This is a genomic window from Paenibacillus sp. BSR1-1 (assembly GCF_030403775.1).
Lineage (GTDB): Bacteria > Bacillota > Bacilli > Bacillales > Cytobacillaceae > Neobacillus.
Genome location: NZ_JAQMWQ010000024.1, coordinates 74,916 through 92,670, shown reverse-complemented (window position 1 = coordinate 92,670; position 17,755 = coordinate 74,916). Strand labels below are relative to the sequence as shown.

General features: G+C 39.5%; 14 protein-coding genes, 1 tRNA gene, 1 pseudogene and 1 other annotated feature. Of the genes and pseudogenes, 9 read left to right on the top strand and 7 right to left on the bottom strand.

The window, feature by feature from the left end:
- Positions 1 to 353: 353 nt before the first annotated feature.
- Positions 354 to 1,259 (bottom strand): DMT family transporter, encoded by a 906-nt coding sequence (locus PH210_RS24360; RefSeq protein WP_289988970.1) that lies wholly within the window; start codon positions 1,257 to 1,259, stop codon positions 354 to 356.
- A gap of 115 nt (positions 1,260 to 1,374) precedes the next feature.
- Between PH210_RS24360 and PH210_RS24355 the strand changes: the two genes are divergently transcribed.
- The 4 genes from PH210_RS24355 to PH210_RS24340 all read left to right on the top strand — a co-directional run bounded on the left by PH210_RS24355 (position 1,375) and on the right by PH210_RS24340 (position 4,403).
- Positions 1,375 to 2,070, top strand: a complete 696-nt coding sequence (locus tag PH210_RS24355) for an MgtC/SapB family protein (RefSeq protein ID WP_289988969.1) — start codon at positions 1,375 to 1,377, stop codon at positions 2,068 to 2,070.
- Positions 2,071 to 2,155: 85 nt separating this feature from the next.
- A tRNA-Ala gene (locus PH210_RS24350) sits at positions 2,156 to 2,228 on the top strand.
- A 310-nt stretch (positions 2,229 to 2,538) separates the two neighbouring features.
- Positions 2,539 to 2,865, top strand: a complete 327-nt coding sequence (locus PH210_RS24345; RefSeq protein ID WP_289988968.1) for a DUF485 domain-containing protein — start codon at positions 2,539 to 2,541, stop codon at positions 2,863 to 2,865.
- A complete protein-coding gene (locus tag PH210_RS24340) occupies positions 2,865 to 4,403 on the top strand; it encodes a solute symporter family protein (protein WP_289988967.1) in 1,539 nt (512 codons plus the stop codon). Before PH210_RS24345 ends, PH210_RS24340 begins: the two co-directional genes overlap by 1 nt.
- A 42-nt stretch (positions 4,404 to 4,445) precedes the next feature.
- On the opposite strand, the gene PH210_RS24335 is transcribed toward PH210_RS24340, so the two are convergent.
- Complete coding sequence (locus PH210_RS24335; RefSeq protein WP_289988966.1) at positions 4,446 to 5,786, bottom strand: DEAD/DEAH box helicase; 1,341 nt, start codon at positions 5,784 to 5,786, stop codon at positions 4,446 to 4,448.
- A 185-nt stretch (positions 5,787 to 5,971) separates the two neighbouring features.
- On the opposite strand from PH210_RS24335, the gene PH210_RS24330 reads away from it, so the two are divergent.
- Positions 5,972 to 6,547, top strand: coding sequence for an RBBP9/YdeN family alpha/beta hydrolase (locus PH210_RS24330; RefSeq protein ID WP_289988965.1), 576 nt, complete (start codon positions 5,972 to 5,974; stop codon positions 6,545 to 6,547).
- A 36-nt stretch (positions 6,548 to 6,583) separates the two neighbouring features.
- Here the strand turns inward: PH210_RS24330 and PH210_RS24325 are convergent.
- Positions 6,584 to 6,700 (bottom strand): annotated as a pseudogene (locus PH210_RS24325) (glutathione-dependent formaldehyde dehydrogenase); the annotation flags it as partial.
- 256 nt (positions 6,701 to 6,956) lie between these two features.
- On the opposite strand from PH210_RS24325, the gene PH210_RS24320 reads away from it, so the two are divergent.
- Both PH210_RS24320 and PH210_RS24315 read left to right on the top strand, forming a co-directional pair.
- Complete coding sequence (locus PH210_RS24320; protein ID WP_289988964.1) at positions 6,957 to 7,100, top strand: hypothetical protein; 144 nt, start codon at positions 6,957 to 6,959, stop codon at positions 7,098 to 7,100.
- Positions 7,101 to 7,311: 211 nt separating this feature from the next.
- Positions 7,312 to 9,717 (top strand): EAL domain-containing protein, encoded by a 2,406-nt coding sequence (locus PH210_RS24315; protein ID WP_289988963.1) that lies wholly within the window; start codon positions 7,312 to 7,314, stop codon positions 9,715 to 9,717.
- Between the two features lie 553 nt (positions 9,718 to 10,270).
- Here the strand turns inward: PH210_RS24315 and thrB are convergent.
- Genes thrB through PH210_RS24300 form a run of 3 tightly spaced genes read right to left on the bottom strand, consistent with a single transcriptional unit; the run spans position 10,271 to position 13,537 of the window.
- A complete protein-coding gene (gene thrB, locus PH210_RS24310; RefSeq protein ID WP_289988962.1) occupies positions 10,271 to 11,188 on the bottom strand; it encodes a homoserine kinase in 918 nt (305 codons plus the stop codon).
- Positions 11,175 to 12,245 carry a threonine synthase gene (thrC, locus tag PH210_RS24305; protein ID WP_289988975.1) on the bottom strand — a complete coding sequence of 357 codons (1,071 nt, stop codon included), beginning with the start codon at positions 12,243 to 12,245 and terminating at the stop codon, positions 11,175 to 11,177. The genes thrB and thrC overlap by 14 nt, the downstream gene beginning before the upstream one ends.
- A complete protein-coding gene (locus PH210_RS24300) occupies positions 12,245 to 13,537 on the bottom strand; it encodes a homoserine dehydrogenase (RefSeq protein ID WP_289988961.1) in 1,293 nt (430 codons plus the stop codon). The genes thrC and PH210_RS24300 overlap by 1 nt, the downstream gene beginning before the upstream one ends.
- A 279-nt stretch (positions 13,538 to 13,816) precedes the next feature.
- Positions 13,817 to 14,028, top strand: a binding site (T-box leader).
- Positions 14,029 to 14,096: 68 nt separating this feature from the next.
- On the opposite strand from PH210_RS24300, the gene serA reads away from it, so the two are divergent.
- The gene (gene serA / locus PH210_RS24295) at positions 14,097 to 15,740 is read left to right on the top strand and encodes a phosphoglycerate dehydrogenase (protein WP_289988960.1); all 1,644 of its coding nucleotides are present in this window, start codon (positions 14,097 to 14,099) and stop codon (positions 15,738 to 15,740) included.
- 198 nt (positions 15,741 to 15,938) lie between these two features.
- On the opposite strand, the gene PH210_RS24290 is transcribed toward serA, so the two are convergent.
- The gene (locus PH210_RS24290) at positions 15,939 to 17,066 is read right to left on the bottom strand and encodes an HAD family hydrolase (RefSeq protein WP_289988959.1); all 1,128 of its coding nucleotides are present in this window, start codon (positions 17,064 to 17,066) and stop codon (positions 15,939 to 15,941) included.
- 173 nt (positions 17,067 to 17,239) lie between these two features.
- On the opposite strand from PH210_RS24290, the gene PH210_RS24285 reads away from it, so the two are divergent.
- Positions 17,240 to 17,683, top strand: a complete 444-nt coding sequence (locus PH210_RS24285; protein ID WP_289988958.1) for a MarR family winged helix-turn-helix transcriptional regulator — start codon at positions 17,240 to 17,242, stop codon at positions 17,681 to 17,683.
- The last annotated feature ends 72 nt before the right edge of the window (positions 17,684 to 17,755 follow it).

The window sequence follows — 17,755 nt, the reverse complement described above, 5'->3', positions numbered from 1 at the left end:
TTAGCTCATAAAATAAAACGTTGGCTTCGTTTCAAATGAAACGAATATTATTGTTTGTTGACGTTTTTGTTTGTTTAGTTTTCAAAGAACAATCTTGTTACTCTCAGTCCCTTTTGCTCAATTCCTCAAAAGCGACTTCCTTAATTTATCACATCTCACTTCTAGATGTCAACAACTTTTTAAAATTTCATTTGTCGTTGTTTTTGACTCTCTTGAAGAGGACGAGATTTAATATAACACGGTAAATAAATGATTGCAATATAATTTTAAAACTTTTTTTTACAAGTCCTTTTCTTAAAAGGATTATTCACATTCCCTTATGTCTAATTAAAAGAATGTGAATAACTCGGACCTTAGGTTGTGCTTTTCATTTCACCTTTTAATTTCATTTTTCTCTCATCCATCACGAATAATAAAATACCTCCGATGACTACAACCCCTCCTAAGATTTGTGTCCAGACGACATTTTCGCTTAGTAAGAAAAATGCAAGGATTGTCGCTCCAACTGGTTCAAACAAAATAGCCATTGAAATGGTCGAAGTACTGAGCCATTTTATTGACCAATTAAACAATGTATGTCCGAGCAAATTAGGAAATAGCGCGAGTAAAATAAAATAAGTCCAGTTACTTGAAGAATAAGGAAATAAAGGCTCACCAGCAGCCAGGCAATAAATGAATAGCGTAATGGTACTCATAAAGTAAACGATAAATGTATAAGTAATAAGTGATACCCTTTTTCTAACATTTTGACCAAATAATAAATAAGCGGTAACTGGTATACAGGCAAGTAATGCAATAATATCTCCATATAGGGCCGTTCCGCTAATTCGGAAATCCCCCCAGCTAATAATTATACTCCCTGCAACAGCAATCACTCCGCTGAGGATTGCTTTACTTGATAATTTCTCCTTAAAGAAAAAATAGGTTCCAACAAAAGCAAATAAGGGCTGCAAGGTCACAAGAACTGTGGAACTTGCAACCGAAGTGTAATTTAGTGATTCAAACCATAGGATAAAGTGAAAGGCTAGTAATATTCCGGCAATGGTCGAAAAAAGCCAATCTTTTTTGGTTATAAGACGTAGTTCTGAAACATGCTTCGTTAAAAATATGGGGAGCATGAATAAGACTGAAAAAAATAAGCGATAAAATGCAATTACTCCAGATGGTGCTGTACTGAGTTTGACAAAAATAGCTGAGGCTGAAACAGATAGTACACCTATAGCTAAAACGGCATAGGGATTTATTTTTGGTTCTTCCATAACATACTCCTTTATGTGTAGAATCTAAGTAAAGATTTTAATGTAATCCTATATTATTTACTATAAATTTATCAAAAGTTCTTCTAATCGATTCTTAAATTGGACGTGAATGTAGATGTCAAATACAGATATAGATATATTAATAAAGCTGGGTATTTCGGCCGTCTTTGGGCTAATAATCGGTCTTGAACGCGAATTAAAAAGAAAGCCAGTCGGACTTAAAACGAGTCTGGTGATTTCCGTTGTAAGTTGTCTGTTAACAATCGTTTCGATTCAATCCGCTTATATGTTTCCGAATTCAAATGATGTAAAAATTACAATGGATCCCCTTCGACTTGCTGCCCAAATCGTTTCTGGGATTGGATTCTTAGGTGCTGGTGTGATACTAAGACGGGGCAATGATAGTATCTCTGGTTTAACGACTGCAGCGATGATCTGGGGGGCTGCAGGAATTGGCATTGCCGTTGGGGCAGGCTTTTATTTAGAGGCATCTGTTGGTGTAGCCTTACTCATAATAAGTGTAGAATTGATCCCCTTCTTAATGAAGCTCTTTGGCCCGAAACAATTGCGGGAAAAAGAAGTTAGTTTGCAGCTATGTATTTGTGATCGTAATCAAATCGATCAGGCAATAGCTTTTTTAATAAAGAAAAAATATATTATTCGCAGACTTCGAATTAAGGACCTGGACAATGGCGATCATCTTGTACAAATATTAGTAGCAGTTGATTACAGAGAAAAAACGACGGATGTTTATGCTTCCGTTTCTGATTTAGATGGTGTTAAAAAAGTGGAAATTGAAAGTATTAGCTGAGGGCAGAAATTTTCTGCCCTTTTTTTTAATTTCCTCTTGCATGAAAGTTAAAATCCGGATATAATTTTTCTTGTACCAAATATACGGGGGCTTAGCTCAGCTGGGAGAGCGCTTGCATGGCATGCAAGAGGTCGTCGGTTCGATCCCGATAGTCTCCATATTTAGAAAACCTTTGCGCAGCAAGGGTTTTCTTTTTTTTCATACTTATCATCCATATTTTTTATACTAAAATTTTCCTATTTTTCAAAAAATCCCTTGCGCAATTAAAAAAAGCATTACTATAATTGAAACTGTAGTAATGTTTACTAATTTCCAAAGGAGGGCAGTTGTAACATTACATTCTAGTATTCCACTATTCATTCACCCTGTACTATACACCATCCAGACTTCAGCTATTGAACTTCAGCATTGTCATTATTTCGTCCTCATGTTTTGTACCAAGGTTTATTTGAGAGAGGGGGAGCTTCATTGGAGGCTAAAAAAATCAATGATATCTCTGAAAGCGATTACAGTTCAATTGTACAATCTTCTTCGTTTCAAACATTACTCTCCGAAAAGAAAAAATTTATCATTCCTATCACGATCTTCTTTTTTTGTTTTTACTTTGCTTTACCAATCTTAACTTCCTATTCAACTATCTTAAATCACAACTTTATCGGCAGTATTTCATGGGCTTGGGTCTTTGCCTTCCTGCAATTTGTGATGACCTGGGGACTTTGCATGCTCTATTCAAAAAAAGCAGCCAAGTTTGATGTGATGGCTGATAAAGTTGTCAAGGAAAGGGGGAACAGCTGATGAATACTCCTGCTTTTATTATGTTCCTTGCGATTGTTTTAGTCACGTTAGTCATAACCTATTACGCATCTAAACGGACCAAAAATGCGAGTGAATTCTACACAGCCGGCGGGGGTCTGACAGGCTGGCAAAATGGACTGGCAATTGCCGGGGACTACATGTCTGCGGCATCATTTCTTGGAATCGCAGGGGCGGTTGCATTGACAGGCTTTGACGGATTCTTTTATAGTATCGGGTTTCTTGTTGCCTACCTGGTCGTTCTATATTTAGTAGCAGAGCCGCTTCGAAACCTCGGTAAGTATACGTTTGCCGATATGATTGCGGCCCGATTTAATGCTAAGAAAATACGCGGTTTTGCAGCGATGAATACGATGGCTATTTCTATTTTTTATATGATCGCTCAACTTGTTGGGGCGGGTGCACTCATTAAATTATTATTAGGATTGGAATATACAACATCGGTTTTAATTGTGGGTGTGTTAATGACTGTTTACGTCATTTTTGGCGGCATGCATGCCACGAGCTGGGTACAAATCATAAAAGCGATTCTTCTTATGGGAGGCACCTTCATCATTTCTATTATTGTCTTGGCCAAGTTTAACTGGAGCATCACCGATATGTTTGCGCAAATGAAAACCGCCACACCCCTGAAGGAATCTTTCTTGAATCCCGGTGTTAAATACAAAATCGGACTTGATACGATTTCATTAAACATGGGACTGGTGCTTGGGACAGCTGGATTGCCTCATATTCTCGTTCGTTTCTTTACGGTAAAAGACGCCAAAACGGCCCGCTCCTCTGTTGTTTATGCCACATGGATCATTGGGATCTTTTACGTCATGACCATTTTCCTTGGCTTCGGTGCTGCGGCATTTGTCGGCAATAGTGAAATCGTAGCAGCCAATCCGGCCGGAAACATGGCGGCCCCCTTATTAGCAAAAGCTATTGGCGGCAATATGCTCTTTGCCTTTATCTCAGCTGTCGCATTTGCCACTATCCTCGCCGTAGTAGCTGGTCTTGTGTTAACAGCAGCCTCTGCCTTTGCCCATGATTTCTATAATGAAATCCTCCGTAAAGGAAAAGCAAGCGAAAAGCAGCAGGTTAGCATGGCTCGCTGGGCCGCAATTGGAGTTTCAATTGTATCCATTATTCTCGCTTTAGGTGCTCAAACTCTTAATGTAGCCTTCCTTGTTTCCCTAGCCTTTGCTGTTGCGGCAAGTGCCAACCTGCCAGTCATTATTTACACCATCTATTGGAAACGATTTAATACGATTGGTGCTGTATGGGCGATGGTTGTTGGGCTTATTTCCGCTATCGGTCTTGTTCTTATAAGTCCAAATGTTTTCAGCCTGGAGGTCGGAAAAGCCATTTTTGTAGGGGAACCTTTATTCCCATATACAACACCTGGGATTGTCTCGATTCCACTTGGATTTTTAGCAGGTTACCTTGGAACCATTTTCTCCAGACAAAAGGCTGATGTGAAAAAATATGAAGAAGTACTCGTAAAATCAAACACCGGTATTGGAATCGGCAGTTAAATAGGCAAACGGGGCTGAAGTAATTTCAGTCCCGTTTGTTTATTATCTTTTCTTTTGTTTTTTTGTTCTTCCTGTATTGGAGCTCTTTTTTCCGATACTAGCAGATATCGGAGAGCTATTTGATTTTCGTTTTGAGCCCTGACCCTTGGAATTCGAATTCATTTTCGACTTGCGTGAATCTGGAGTTCTATTCTTGTTATCATTCCCCTTGGTATCCTTCCCTTTTTGAACAGCTGAACGATTGGGCAATGCGCTTTTTTCCTTATTCGAATTCCCAAGGTTCTGTTTTTGAATGGTGATATTCAATTCTTTTTCAATTAAATCCAAAGTAGGGCGGTCGGCTGATGAGTATAACGTAATCGCTAATCCCTTCATTCCTGCTCGACCTGTCCTTCCTATTCGGTGAATATAACTTTCACTGTCCTGGGGAATATCATAATTAAATACATGGGTTACACCTTCGACATCAAGACCTCTTGCGGCTACATCTGTTGCAATTAACAGTTGAATTTCAGCATCGCGAAACCGCTTCATTACCTGCTCGCGTTTTGCTTGAGACAAATCACCGTGCAATTCATCACAGGAAAAACCATGGCTCTTTAACACTTCATAAAGTTTACTTACTCTTCGTTTTGTCCGGCAAAAAATAACCGCTAAAAACGGCCGGTGCGTTTCAATTAATTGAATAACGGTTGCCTGCTTGGCACGATCAATGGTATGGATAGCAATTTGCTTAACATTATCAGCGGGTCCTTGTGTTTTTTCCACCTGGATATATTCAGGTGCCCGCATATGCTTATGTGCAAGTTTTCTTACTTCAGAGGGAATTGTCGCTGAGAATAGCATCGTCTGTCGGCTCGCAGGAGTCTCCTTAATGATGTCCTCTACTTCATTCAAAAATCCAATATGCAGCATTTGGTCGGCTTCATCTAATACTAGAAAAGAAGTTTGGGATAAATCGACGGTTCCTCTTCGGATATGATCCAACAGTCTTCCTGGTGTTCCAACCACAATCTGCATACCCTTCTTCAATTTTTTCAATTGCTTGTCGACATCCTGCCCTCCATATATCGCTAACACATCAATACCTTCAATTCCAGCGATTAGCTTTTCTATTTCATCTGTTATTTGTAAGGCCAATTCCCGGGTAGGAGTGACGATCAAGGCTTGAACATATACTGTACCACTTTTTATTTTTTCTAATATTGGCAGTATAAAGGCAAACGTCTTTCCTGTACCTGTTTGTGCTTGAGCGATAATATCCTTCCCACCCATGATAATGGGAATGGCTTGTTTTTGAACCGGTGTCGGAACGGCCACACCGTATGAATGTAATTTACTCGCTAATGTTGGCGATACACCAATTGATAAAAAATCGGACAATTCATACCCCTGCTTTCTATAAGAACATATCTTATAATATTGATTGTTTATAAGGGCAATTGCAAATATCTTTTTAATCTTTTATGGAGAAACTGATTGTCATTCCATGATAAAGAAGGTATAATTCATTAAAACCAATTTAATCTATCGGAATAATAAACTTTCAATCATAAAGGGGTGTTTGTATGAATCAACATAGCTTTTTAATCCTTCACGGTTTAGGCGGGAGCGGACCTGATCATTGGCAGAGCTGGTTAGCGCATGAATTAACGCAAAGAAATTTTCACGTTTGCTATCCAACCTTTTCAAACTTTGATTCACCCAATTTACAGGTGTGGCTGGATGAATTAGATACCGCATTAAAAACGATACCAAAAGATCATAGGCTTACCGTTATTACCCACAGCCTGGGATGCATCCTATGGCTCCATTACACAGCAAATCAAAACAAGCTGATCGCCGACCAAGTTATCCTTGTGGCACCACCTTCACCAGCCATCGTACTACCAGAAGCAACATCCTTTTATCCAGTTCCTCTATATAAAACACATTTACGGGCAGCGTCGGAAGAAACTTTATTTGTCCATTCCTCCAATGATCCATATTGCAGTTTGGAGGATGCAAAAAATTATTTAAACCTAGCTCTTCCTTCGATCACGATACCTAATGCAGGTCACATTAATACACATTCGGGGCATGGGAAATGGCCATGGATGTTAGAGCAATGTCTTACGACTGAAAAAATCGTATTAAATGTTTAAAATTAGGAGTGATGGACAATGCCATCACTCCTAATTTTATGGTTTTAATATCAATTTAATGCAATCCTCTGTTTTCGTATCAAAGACTTCATATCCATGCTTAGCTTGTTCTAACGGAAATACATGTGTAATGATATCTCCTGGATTCACCTTTCATATTCTGGAATCTTTTTCATTTTCTGGGTCAGCTTTGCCCTTCTAATATAGTCATCCTTGACAACTGGAGTGCGCAGTTTTGTATGAATGATTGGAAGCTTCAATTTTATATGGCCTCCCCTCTATAATTTTCTTAATTTTTACGCTATTCCGCCACAATATCCCCCCTTTTAGGCGGTGATTTTTTTATGTAATAAATCTCTTTCTCCCTGAAAAAACTAAGCTATCATAATTTTTTAAGGAGAGGATTGCTATGTCTGAAAAATGTTTTTATTGCACTGAGGAAATTGTGGAAAAACAGCTCCATTATGTTTCGTTTTTTTCAGAGAATACTGAACGAGATGAAGCACTTTGTGATGAATGCTATCAAGAATGGCTGCACGGGTTAAAAGGCTAGTCTCCTTTTAACTGGATATCAAAAAAGTATTTGCTCACCCCTGCTATTAGGATGAGCAAATACTTATGGGAGTGTTGCGTCATTGTCTATCAAGAAGAAACTTCCACTTATTTTTTGTCTTTTAGTTTTTTTAATATTGTTAACTAATAATGTATTCCATTTTTTCCGCTCTAAAAATCAACTGCTAAATTATAACGAGCGGGAAATTTCGATGATTACAAAGGAAGTTTCCTTTCAGGTAAAAAATACAAAAAGAGGTTCTTTATATGTAGAGGACATTCTCGGAAGGGACTTGCGTATGGCCTCATTGGCCATAAAAGCAAAACTGCCGCCTAGATATCAAGATATTACAAATGACCAGCTGACGAAATTGGCTAAGGATGTTGGTGTATCCCATATTACTTTGTTAGCTAAAACCCCTGATGATATTATCGGGGTCCGTTCTTCGGACCCTGAAGAAATCAATATGTCCACTAAGGAATGGGGCTACTGGTATGACGCTTTCCAACAGCTTCTTTCGTTAGTCCCTGTAAAGGTTGATAAGGGAATTACCTTACCGAATTATTGGTCAGGTCCGATTGAAATTGCTGATTCCAATCCAGAACATATTGATAAATGGGGCTATTATTATGATGGGACGACGAATTATATAATTAATCCATTTTTTCGCGACAATGAAGTATTAGAATACGAGAACCGATTTGGCCCCCAAAGTATTATTAAAGATTTCACGAGTGAACAGGGAATATTAGAGCTAATTGTTCTTAATCCAAAACATTTTGGAAAAAAGAAAGAGGTTGTTCATTCAAACGGACAGAGCTATACCCGTATTTCCGCCGAACCCTATTGGTATGGGGACTACAAGTATCCGAATATCAAAACAGATTCGGATTATATCAAAAAAGCAATCAAAACAAATGATGTTCAATCCTACAAGGCTCATATTAATGGCAAAAACATCATGAAAACGTTTTTACCTGCAACTAATGAAGATCCATTTGTCATCGAGCTTGTGTATGATTATGGGCTCATTCAAAAGGAACTCGCCCACGAGCTAAAAGTACATATTCTTCTTTCCATTGCCATTATGATCATCGTATTAATTATTAGCTTTATTTTTTCACGTTCAATCACACAGCCAATTGGCTATATTGTTGAGCAGGTGAATGAAATTGCACAAGGAAACTTCGGCAAGCACCTGCACTTAAATCGAAAAGATGAATTAGGCCTTCTCACAGAAAATGTCAATGCTTTATCAAACCATTTGCGCAGCTATGTAGATGACTTAAAACGAAGTAAGGAACTTATCGAATTTCAGGCCTATCATGACCCACTAACTGGATTGCTTAACCGGAGATATTTCCAAGAAAAAATTAAACATATTATTGATTCAAATGATAAAGGGAGAACTTTATCTGTTTTGTTTATCGATATGGATCGGTTCAAACAAGTCAATGATTCATTTGGTCATAATAAAGGTGATGAATTACTGAAAATTGTCGCTGAACGAATTAAGCAATGCCTGCCTGATCAAGACAGGAACATCATTACTCGTCAAGGCGGCGACGAATTTATAATTTTATTGGTTAATTATGATTTGCAAGAAACCAAAGCAGCAGCCGAAAGAGTTATTTCGAGTTTAAAAAAACCATATTCTATAGATGGCAACGAGATCTACCTGGGTGCCAGCTGTGGAATTAGTTTATACCCGGAACAAACTGAAAACTTTGACACTCTTGTTATTTATGCAGACTTGGCTATGTATTCTGCGAAAAAAATGGGAGGCAACCGCTTAACTGTTTACTCTGAGCAATTAATGAACTCCAATATTGAAAGACCTCGTCTTGAAGCCCGCTTAAGAAAAGCGATTGAAAATGAAAAAATTGAAGTTTATTATCAACCAAAGATAAATGCTGAATCTGACACGCTTTTTGGTGCAGAGGCACTGCTCCGTTGGACGGATGAAGAATTAGGATTCGTGTCTCCCGAATTATTTATCCCGATTGCCGAAGAAACCGGGCTAATCCAGCCCTTATGGGAATTAGTGATGAAAATGGCCTGTGGGCAAATGAGTCATTGGAACAAAAATCGTTCCATCCCTTTATCGATATCGGTAAATTTTTCGGGACGACAGTTCCAGGAACCATGCAACATGGTTAAGCAAGTGAAAGAAATATTGAATGAAACGAAATTAGGTCCAGAAAATTTTGAGATTGAGATAACGGAAAGTATTCTCCTCAATAATTCTTCGGACATTGTTGAATCGCTCCACTCCCTTCAGGATGCTGGAATATCTATTTCGATTGATGATTTTGGCACAGGGTATTCTTCATTAAATTACTTGAGGAATTTACCAATCAATACTTTGAAAATTGATAAATCCTTCATACAAGACATCAAGGAGGATTGGGGTAATTCAGAAATAGCTGAAGCGGTTATCAACCTTGCCCGCAGTCTTCATTTAAATGTCATTGCAGAAGGGGTTGAACAAGAGTATCAAAAGGAATTTTTACTTTCGAAAAATTGTGTGCAAATGCAAGGCTATTTATTTAGTAAGCCATTAAGAAAAGAGGATTTTGAGGAATTTCTTGATAGTAAGGAAAAAGGGCAGCGCTAATGGCTGCCCTTCAAAATTATTAAAGAAAATGAATGAAATAAAAGGCTACTGAAAGTTTTTCGACAGCTACAAGTCTGTTGATTTGCGCTCCAGGCGTTTCGCTTTCCGCGGGCGTGCCGGGAAGCCTCCTCGTCGCTTCGCGCCTTCCGCTCCAATCAACAGAGTGTATTTAATTAGGAAAAATGTTTTATAAATTTTTGAAAGGTAAAAATTGAGTGCAGCTTGGCAGACTCAAAGAACTGCTCGAGCTTTGCTACTATCATATAAAGATGAAGAGTGGAAGCGAACGCATTTAGCTAGGATGGAAAATGTGTGTTGCTATAACTTTGTTCTACCTCCCTGTTGATTGGAGCGGAGGGCACCGACTCCTGCGGGATATAGAGGTCACTGGAGACCCCGCAGGCGCCAAAGCGCCGAGGAGGCTCCAGGACCTCCCCGCGGAAATCAACAGGCCAGGTAGCAGAGACAATCAATTCATAAAAAAATTGCCGAGAAAATACCCTTTCTCGACAATCTGAAGGGCAGCGGAAGACTGCCCTTCTTTTTCAATAATTTATCTGACAAACTTTTCAACTTCTTTGATAATGCTTCCGTCATTATCGACATTTAGGTGCTTCACTGTCATTTCTGTAAATTCACTTTGTAAAACTTGAGACAGCAATTTGCCTTGTCCTTTTTCAGTGAAGCATATGACTGACGGACCGGCGCCGCTTAGTGCCACCCCAAAAGCCCCATTGGATTTTGCCACTTGTTCTACTTCTTCATAAAAGGAGATCAGCGGTTTGCGATATGGCTGATGGAAGAGATCCTGCTCCATCATTTTTCCCGCTACTTCCCAGTTTTGACTTAAAAGTGCCGCGACCAATAGATTTGCCGTCGATGAGGCTTCTATTGCCTCCTGCCGTGAAAAAGCTTCCGGAAGAACATCTCGTGAATCCTTTGTCAATAAGATCTCTTGCGGAACTGCCACTACCACTTCAAAAGATAAGTTTGCAAAGTTTAGGATGTCCACTTCATTTTTTTGATAGCAGCCAATAACAAGCCCACCATAAATGGATGCACCAACATTATCCGGATGCCCCTCCATTTCTGTAGAAATGAGAAGCTTTTCCTGTTTCGTTAAACCTAATTCACCAATACGGTCGGCAAGCTCAATTCCGGCAACGATAGCTGATGCGCTTGAGCCTAATCCTCGAGCTAATGGAATCTCGCTTTTGATTGTTACCTTACATGGTGACAAAACCTTCCCATATTTCTCAGCCGTATTAATAGCTACTTGGCCGATAAAATGCTGTTCATCATTCGGAAACTGCTTCAATTCATCTGATGTAGAATAGAATTCCCAGCGACTGCTGCCTTCCACTTCTAATGTTAAATATAAGTCAAGTGCCAAGCCAATAGAATCAAAGCCGGGCCCAAGATTGGCGGTGCTTGCCGGAACCTCGATAATAAATCGATTATTTAGAGGCATTCAGAACAACCCCTCGAATATGCTCTGTAACGGCTTTTTCATCATTTGGCAGCTGTACCGGTTTAATGAGACTAGTTTTAATGGCTGTGTCAGGATCCTTCAAGCCATTTCCTGTCACAACAGCAACAATTTTTGTTCCTCCCGCGATTTTTCCTTGTTGGATGCTTTTATACACTCCGGCAAGGGAAGCAGCTGAAGCAGGTTCGACAAAAACCCCTTCAGAAGAAGCCAATTTTTTATAAGCAGCTAAAATTTCTTCATCACTGACTTCATCAAAAATTCCGTCAGATTCCTGAACAGCAGAAACGGCTAAATCCCAGCTCGCCGGATTTCCAATCCGAATCGCGGTTGCAATCGTTTCAGGATTTTCAAACACGCGGTTGTGTACAAGTGCAGCAGCACCTGACGCTTCAAAACCAAACATTCGCGGCAATCCTGTCCCCTTCTTGTCCGCAAATTCCTTAAATCCTTTCCAGTAAGCACTAATATTACCGGCATTTCCAACTGGAATTGCTAAAATATCCGGCGCAAAGCCAAGCTGGTCGCAAACCTCAAAGGCTGCTGTCTTTTGCCCTTCAAGCCTAAAAGGATTGACTGAATTAACGAGTGTTATCGGTTCTTCCTCACTAATATTGCGAACCATTTGCAGCGCCTGGTCGAAATTCCCTTCTATGGAGATAATCTCTGCTCCATACATCATGGCTTGTGCCAGCTTGCCCATCGCAATTTTCCCTTCAGGAATCACGATGATACATTTTAAGCCTGCACGGGCAGCATAAGCCGCTGCAGCAGCAGATGTATTCCCCGTTGAAGCACAAATGATTGTTTTGCTTCCTTCCTCTACCGCTTTGGCGACTGCCATTACCATCCCGCGGTCCTTAAAAGATCCTGTTGGATTTGCACCTTCAAATTTCACATAAAGCTCAACATTCCATTCCTGTGAAAGACGTTCAAGCTTGATTAATGGCGTATTTCCTTCATGTAAAGTTAATTTAGGAGTTTCATTGTTAATTGGTAAATATTCTTTATATGCTTCTAATAATCCTGGCCATCTCATCACGATTTTCGCACCACCCGATATGCACTTTTTACTTCCTTCACCGCTTGTATATCATATAACTCTTGTAAAATTTTATCATAATTTGTTAATGAAGCATGGTGTGTCACTAGGACAATTTCTGATGTTTCATTTTTCTTAATTGGCAGCTGAAGTATTTTTTCGAAGCTGACTCCATGTTTAGCAAACACAGAGGTAATATCAGCAAACACACCAACCTCATCTTGTACATGAATTCGTAAGAAATATTTAGAATACTTTTCACCATCATCCTTTAAGAGCTTAGCGTATTGCGGAGTCACAGCACTTTTTCCATTTACTCCGAGTCTCAGGTTTTTAATGACGCCGACAAGGTCTGAGACAACAGCTGTTGCAGTTGGCAGGCTTCCCGCTCCAGGGCCATAAAACATCGTTTCTCCAACTGCTTCCCCGTAAACATATACAGCATTGTATTCGTTTTGAACAGATGCGAGCGGGTGATTATTAGACAAGAAGGTCGGGGCTACACTGACCTCTACTTTTTCACCTTCCCGATGGGCATAACCAATCAACTTCATCGTATAGCCCAATTGTTGTCCATAACGCAAATCTTCTTCGGTAATGTTTGAAATACCGCTCACTTTAACATCTTCTAAATCAATATGCATCGAAAAACCAAGTGTAGCCAGAATAGTCATTTTGCGGGCAGCATCTAGGCCTTCAACATCAGAGGTTGGATCCGCTTCGGCAAAGCCAAGATCCTGTGCTTCTTTTAGTACCTCTTCATATGACCTTCCTTCAGTGCTCATTTTGGTTAATATATAATTAGTTGTCCCATTAACAATTCCCATCATTTGGGTAATACGATCTGAAGCAAGCCCGTCAACTAAGCCTCTTAAGATTGGAATACCGCCGGCAACGCTTGCTTCGTAAAATAAATCACATCCATGTTCAGAAGCCACGGTTAATAACTCTGATCCATGCAATGCCATCAAATCCTTATTGGCCGTCACCACATGCTTTCCTTGACGGAGCGCACTAATGAGATGATCTTTTGTATCCTGCACGCCCCCCATTACCTCAATGACCACATCAATTTCATTATCATTAAGTATATCGGCAGCGTTTGAAGTTAAAAGACTTGCATCAACTTCTACGGATCTCGCTTTATGTACGTCCTGTACGAGGATTTTTTTGATGACAACCGGACAACCCACCTGATGCATTAACTTATCCTGATGATTTTTTATGATTTGCACGACACCACACCCAACAGTGCCTAAGCCTAATAATCCAATCGATATTGCTTTCATGATTTCCCCTCCAGTTCGTGTCCTTATGTCGCGCACAAATGTATTTGTATTGTAGACATTATATGACTCTCTTTATTTTTTTACAATAGATTTATTTTCCCTAAATCAACGTGTAATCGCTTACTACTGCGCCATTACTGAATTCCTTTTTTTAAGTAAAATTTTTCATCAAATAAAAATGAATTTTTTCTACTTTATCCCTTTACAATTCTGAATGTATGGTTGTAGAATAATCCCTATATTCAATTTAAATTTTGAAATTTCTCTTAATTCTAAATATAACATGTGATGATGAAGACGGCATTAAGAAATGGCTTCAGAGAGCCGGTGGCTGCTGTGAACCGGTGCTTTTTCTTAAACGGCCCAGCCCTTCTGAACTGGCTGCTGAAAGTATTAGTAGGCTAGCCCGGTGAAAACCGTTACATTTTTTCGAGGCTGCAGCTATTTTTGCAGCAAAAGAGGGTGGCACCACGTTCCTTTACGTCCCTCATAACGCGACTACTATGTCTGTGTTATGAGGGACTTTTTATTTAATTTTGAAATTGAAAGGATGGTTTCAATGTATAAAGTGCTAGTTACTGATGGAATCAGCAATACGGGTTTAAAGAGTTTAATAGAACATCCTCATTTTATTGTGGAAAGGCAGCCGACCCTTTCAACGGAGGAATTAAAAAAGATTATTGGTGACTATGATGCTTTGATAGTACGAAGTCAAACAAAGGTAACGGAAGAACTGCTTCAAGCAGCTGATCGGCTTCGTGTGATTGCCAGAGCAGGTGTGGGTGTCGATAATATCGATGTTAATGCAGCAACTCGTAAAGGGATTATCGTCATTAACGCGCCTGGTGCAAATACAATGGCTGCAACGGAACATACTTTGGCGATGATGTTGTCATTAGCTCGAAAAATTCCACAGGCCCATCAAAAAACCGCGGGAGGCGAATGGGACCGCAACTCCTTTAAAGGGGTGGAATTGTACAAAAAAACCCTTGGTGTTATCGGCATGGGTAAAATCGGGACAGAGGTGGCCAAGCGTGCCAAAGCCTTTGGCATGAATATTTTAGGATTTGACCCGTATTTAACGGAGGACCGCGCGAAAAAACTGGGCATCACGAAAGCAAGCCTTGATTTAATTGCTCAGGAATCTGATTTTATAACCATTCATACACCGCTGACCAATGATACACGTGGAATTATTAATGATGACTATTTACGAAAAACGAAAAAAGGCGTCCGTTTTGTCAACTGTGCCCGCGGCGGTATTATTGACGAAAAAGCCTTGGTTCGGGCGATTGTGGCAGGACATGTTGCTGGAGCAGCACTCGATGTATTTGAAAAAGAACCAGTAGCAGACCCAGAACTGCTGCAAAATCCAAATATCATTGTCACACCGCATCTGGGAGCATCTACTGTTGAGGCACAGGAAAAAGTTGCCGAAGAAGTTAGCGCCGAAATTATTGAGATTTTTGAAACTCAATCGATTAAAAATGCCGTTAATATGCCGCAAATGTCAGGTGAAACACAGGCAAAGCTGCAGCCATATTTACTACTTGGCGATCAAATGGGCCAGTTAGTTATTCAGCTATTGAAAAAGCAGGCACCTGCTAAAATCGAGATAAATTATTACGGTGATTTAATTGATGAAGATACGGAACTATTGACCAGGACCTTGTTAAAGGGTGTGCTATCCTATCATTTAAGTGATTCTGTTAATCTAATCAATGCTCTTCATTTATTAAAAGAGCAGGGAGTTTCTTATAATGTGCAGAAAAATGCTACGAATAAAGGGTTTGCCAATTTCATGGAACTAGCTGTTTCTAATGGATTTGAAACCGCTAAAATTGGCGCAACCGTGTTAAACGGTTATGGTGCCCGGATCTTAAAAATTAATGAATACCGGATTGATGTGAAGCCAGAAAAATATCTGCTTTATATCAAGCACCGCGACGTACCGGGCATGATTGGCAAGGTTGGTTCACTATTAGGGGATTACCAAATTAATATTGGTACGATGCAGGTTGGCAGAACGACTGTCGGCGGAGAAGCAATCATGGTATTAACCCTGGATAAAGCTTTAAAGGCGAATGTTCATGGTGAATTAACGCAAATTGATGGACTCGAGGAAGCACAATTACTTGAGTTGACGAATGTAGATTCATTTGAACCTGGCAGGATTGAACAGGAAAAGGTGAAAAGTATTTAATAGAAAGAGGGATTGCACTGGTGAGTGCAATCCCTCTTTTGTTGTTGATTGGATTTTTTAATTCGCTGATAAAGCGGCTGGATTCGCTGATAAACTCACTAAATTCGCTGATAAAATCTGATTCGCAAATAAAACAGATAAATTCGTTAAATAAAAGGCATTTTTCCGCAAATAACAACTATGAAATTGAGTTGTTTTTTATAAAATACTTCTCAAATCAAGTACGGAATCCAAAATATAATCCGCCTTATGCTTCTCAAACTCACTTCTTGCATCTTTTCCAGATAATCCGGTTAAAACCGCGGCAATTTTGCAGCCCATTTGTTTGGCAGCCAGAAGGTCAGCTAATGAATCTCCCACAATTAGAACCGTTTCTCCATTTTCCATTGGTAATGGAAGGCTTAAACATTCTTCAACTGATAACCCTTTACGATGGAGACCATAAATATATGTATACGGATGCGGCTTTGATAAGGCTTTCCGCTCTATAAGCTGTTTTTCCGCTTTTAGGACATCGTCTTCTGTAACTATTCTATTCCTCTCAAATTGCTGCAGCCAGTTTAGATGCTGGAAAGGCTGGATGGTTTCAAGTTCAGGCCTTCCTGTGCCAATGCCGATTTCATAACCATTTGCGCGCAGGAATCCGAAAAGTTCAGCAATTTCTTCTTGAGGGGCTAATGTGGATTCATTTGCCAAGTAACCTTTTTTACCTGTTTGCACGGACGGCCTGCCTGTAGATTCTAGAACATTTTCGTCACCTACATACCATTCCTGGGAAACATGCTCACAAATAGACCATAGCTCATCCTTCCCCTTAAAAATAGATGTTTCCACTCCAAGCTTTTCGCCAGCAACCACATTTAAATATTCCATAAGCTCCTGCTTCGTCGCATTGGACCGTTCAAAATCCTCAACAAACAAATTAAAATCCAGTTCAGTATTATAATTATTGAGCACCCTGCCGATCTCTAACAGTGTTTCCCGGTTGATTGGTGCCTGACACCATTGGCTGATTTTTTCGTATTCTGTGTCCTTAATTTGCGACAATAAGTGGATTAGTTGATAGCTGAATGCTAAGTAGATCATGTCCCAGTTAGAGTTTAAGCCGCGTGATTTCATAAATTTAAGGACGTTGTCGTGATCAAACACACGCTCTCTTATTTCCTTAACCTCGAGTTCATTATAATCCGTTTTAAATTTTTCAGGTGACAAGGCTAAGTAATTACAGCTTATTAACATCTCCCAAACGGTTAAAGCCGAAGCATCAAAATAATGCTCCTCACTCAAAAGTACACCATCTACGTCAAATAAAATGGTTTTAATCAACTTCTCCACCCTCATTTCCAAGTATGCTTTTATACGCTATCGTAACACAGTGAACGAAATAAGATAAAGTAATTTTTCCAATTATGCTGATATTAATTAAAGGATTGACTTTCCAAATAACTTTATGTAAATTAAATTGTGTGCAATTAAATAGATCAGGAGGCATTTGACTTTTGAACTCTGAAGATTTTTTAAAACTTGATAATCAGTTATGTTTTGCGATATACGCTTGTTCTAGAGAAATAACCCGATTATACCGGCCAATATTAGATAAGCTTGAACTAACCTACCCGCAATTTTTAACTTTAACGGTTTTATGGGAGCATGAGCGGCTGACCGTCAAGGATATTGGCGAACTCCTTTATTTGGACAGCGGCACTTTGACACCAATGCTAAAACGAATGGAAGCGATGGACTTGTTAAGCCGCGTCCGGGCAAGTGATGATGAGCGCAAAGTATTTGTAGAGCTGACTGAAAAAGGCATTAAACTTAGAGATGATGCACTTGAACTGCCTGAAAAGTGCATTCCCCATTTCGGCCTTGGTAAAGGTGAATATATGGACTTACTTTTTAAAATGAATCAATTAATCGGAAATCTGCAAAAAGTAACGAGATGATAGAACCTTAGTAGTATTAGATAAACATAAATAAACAAGCCGTGCAGATTATAATTTAGCTGGCACGGCTTG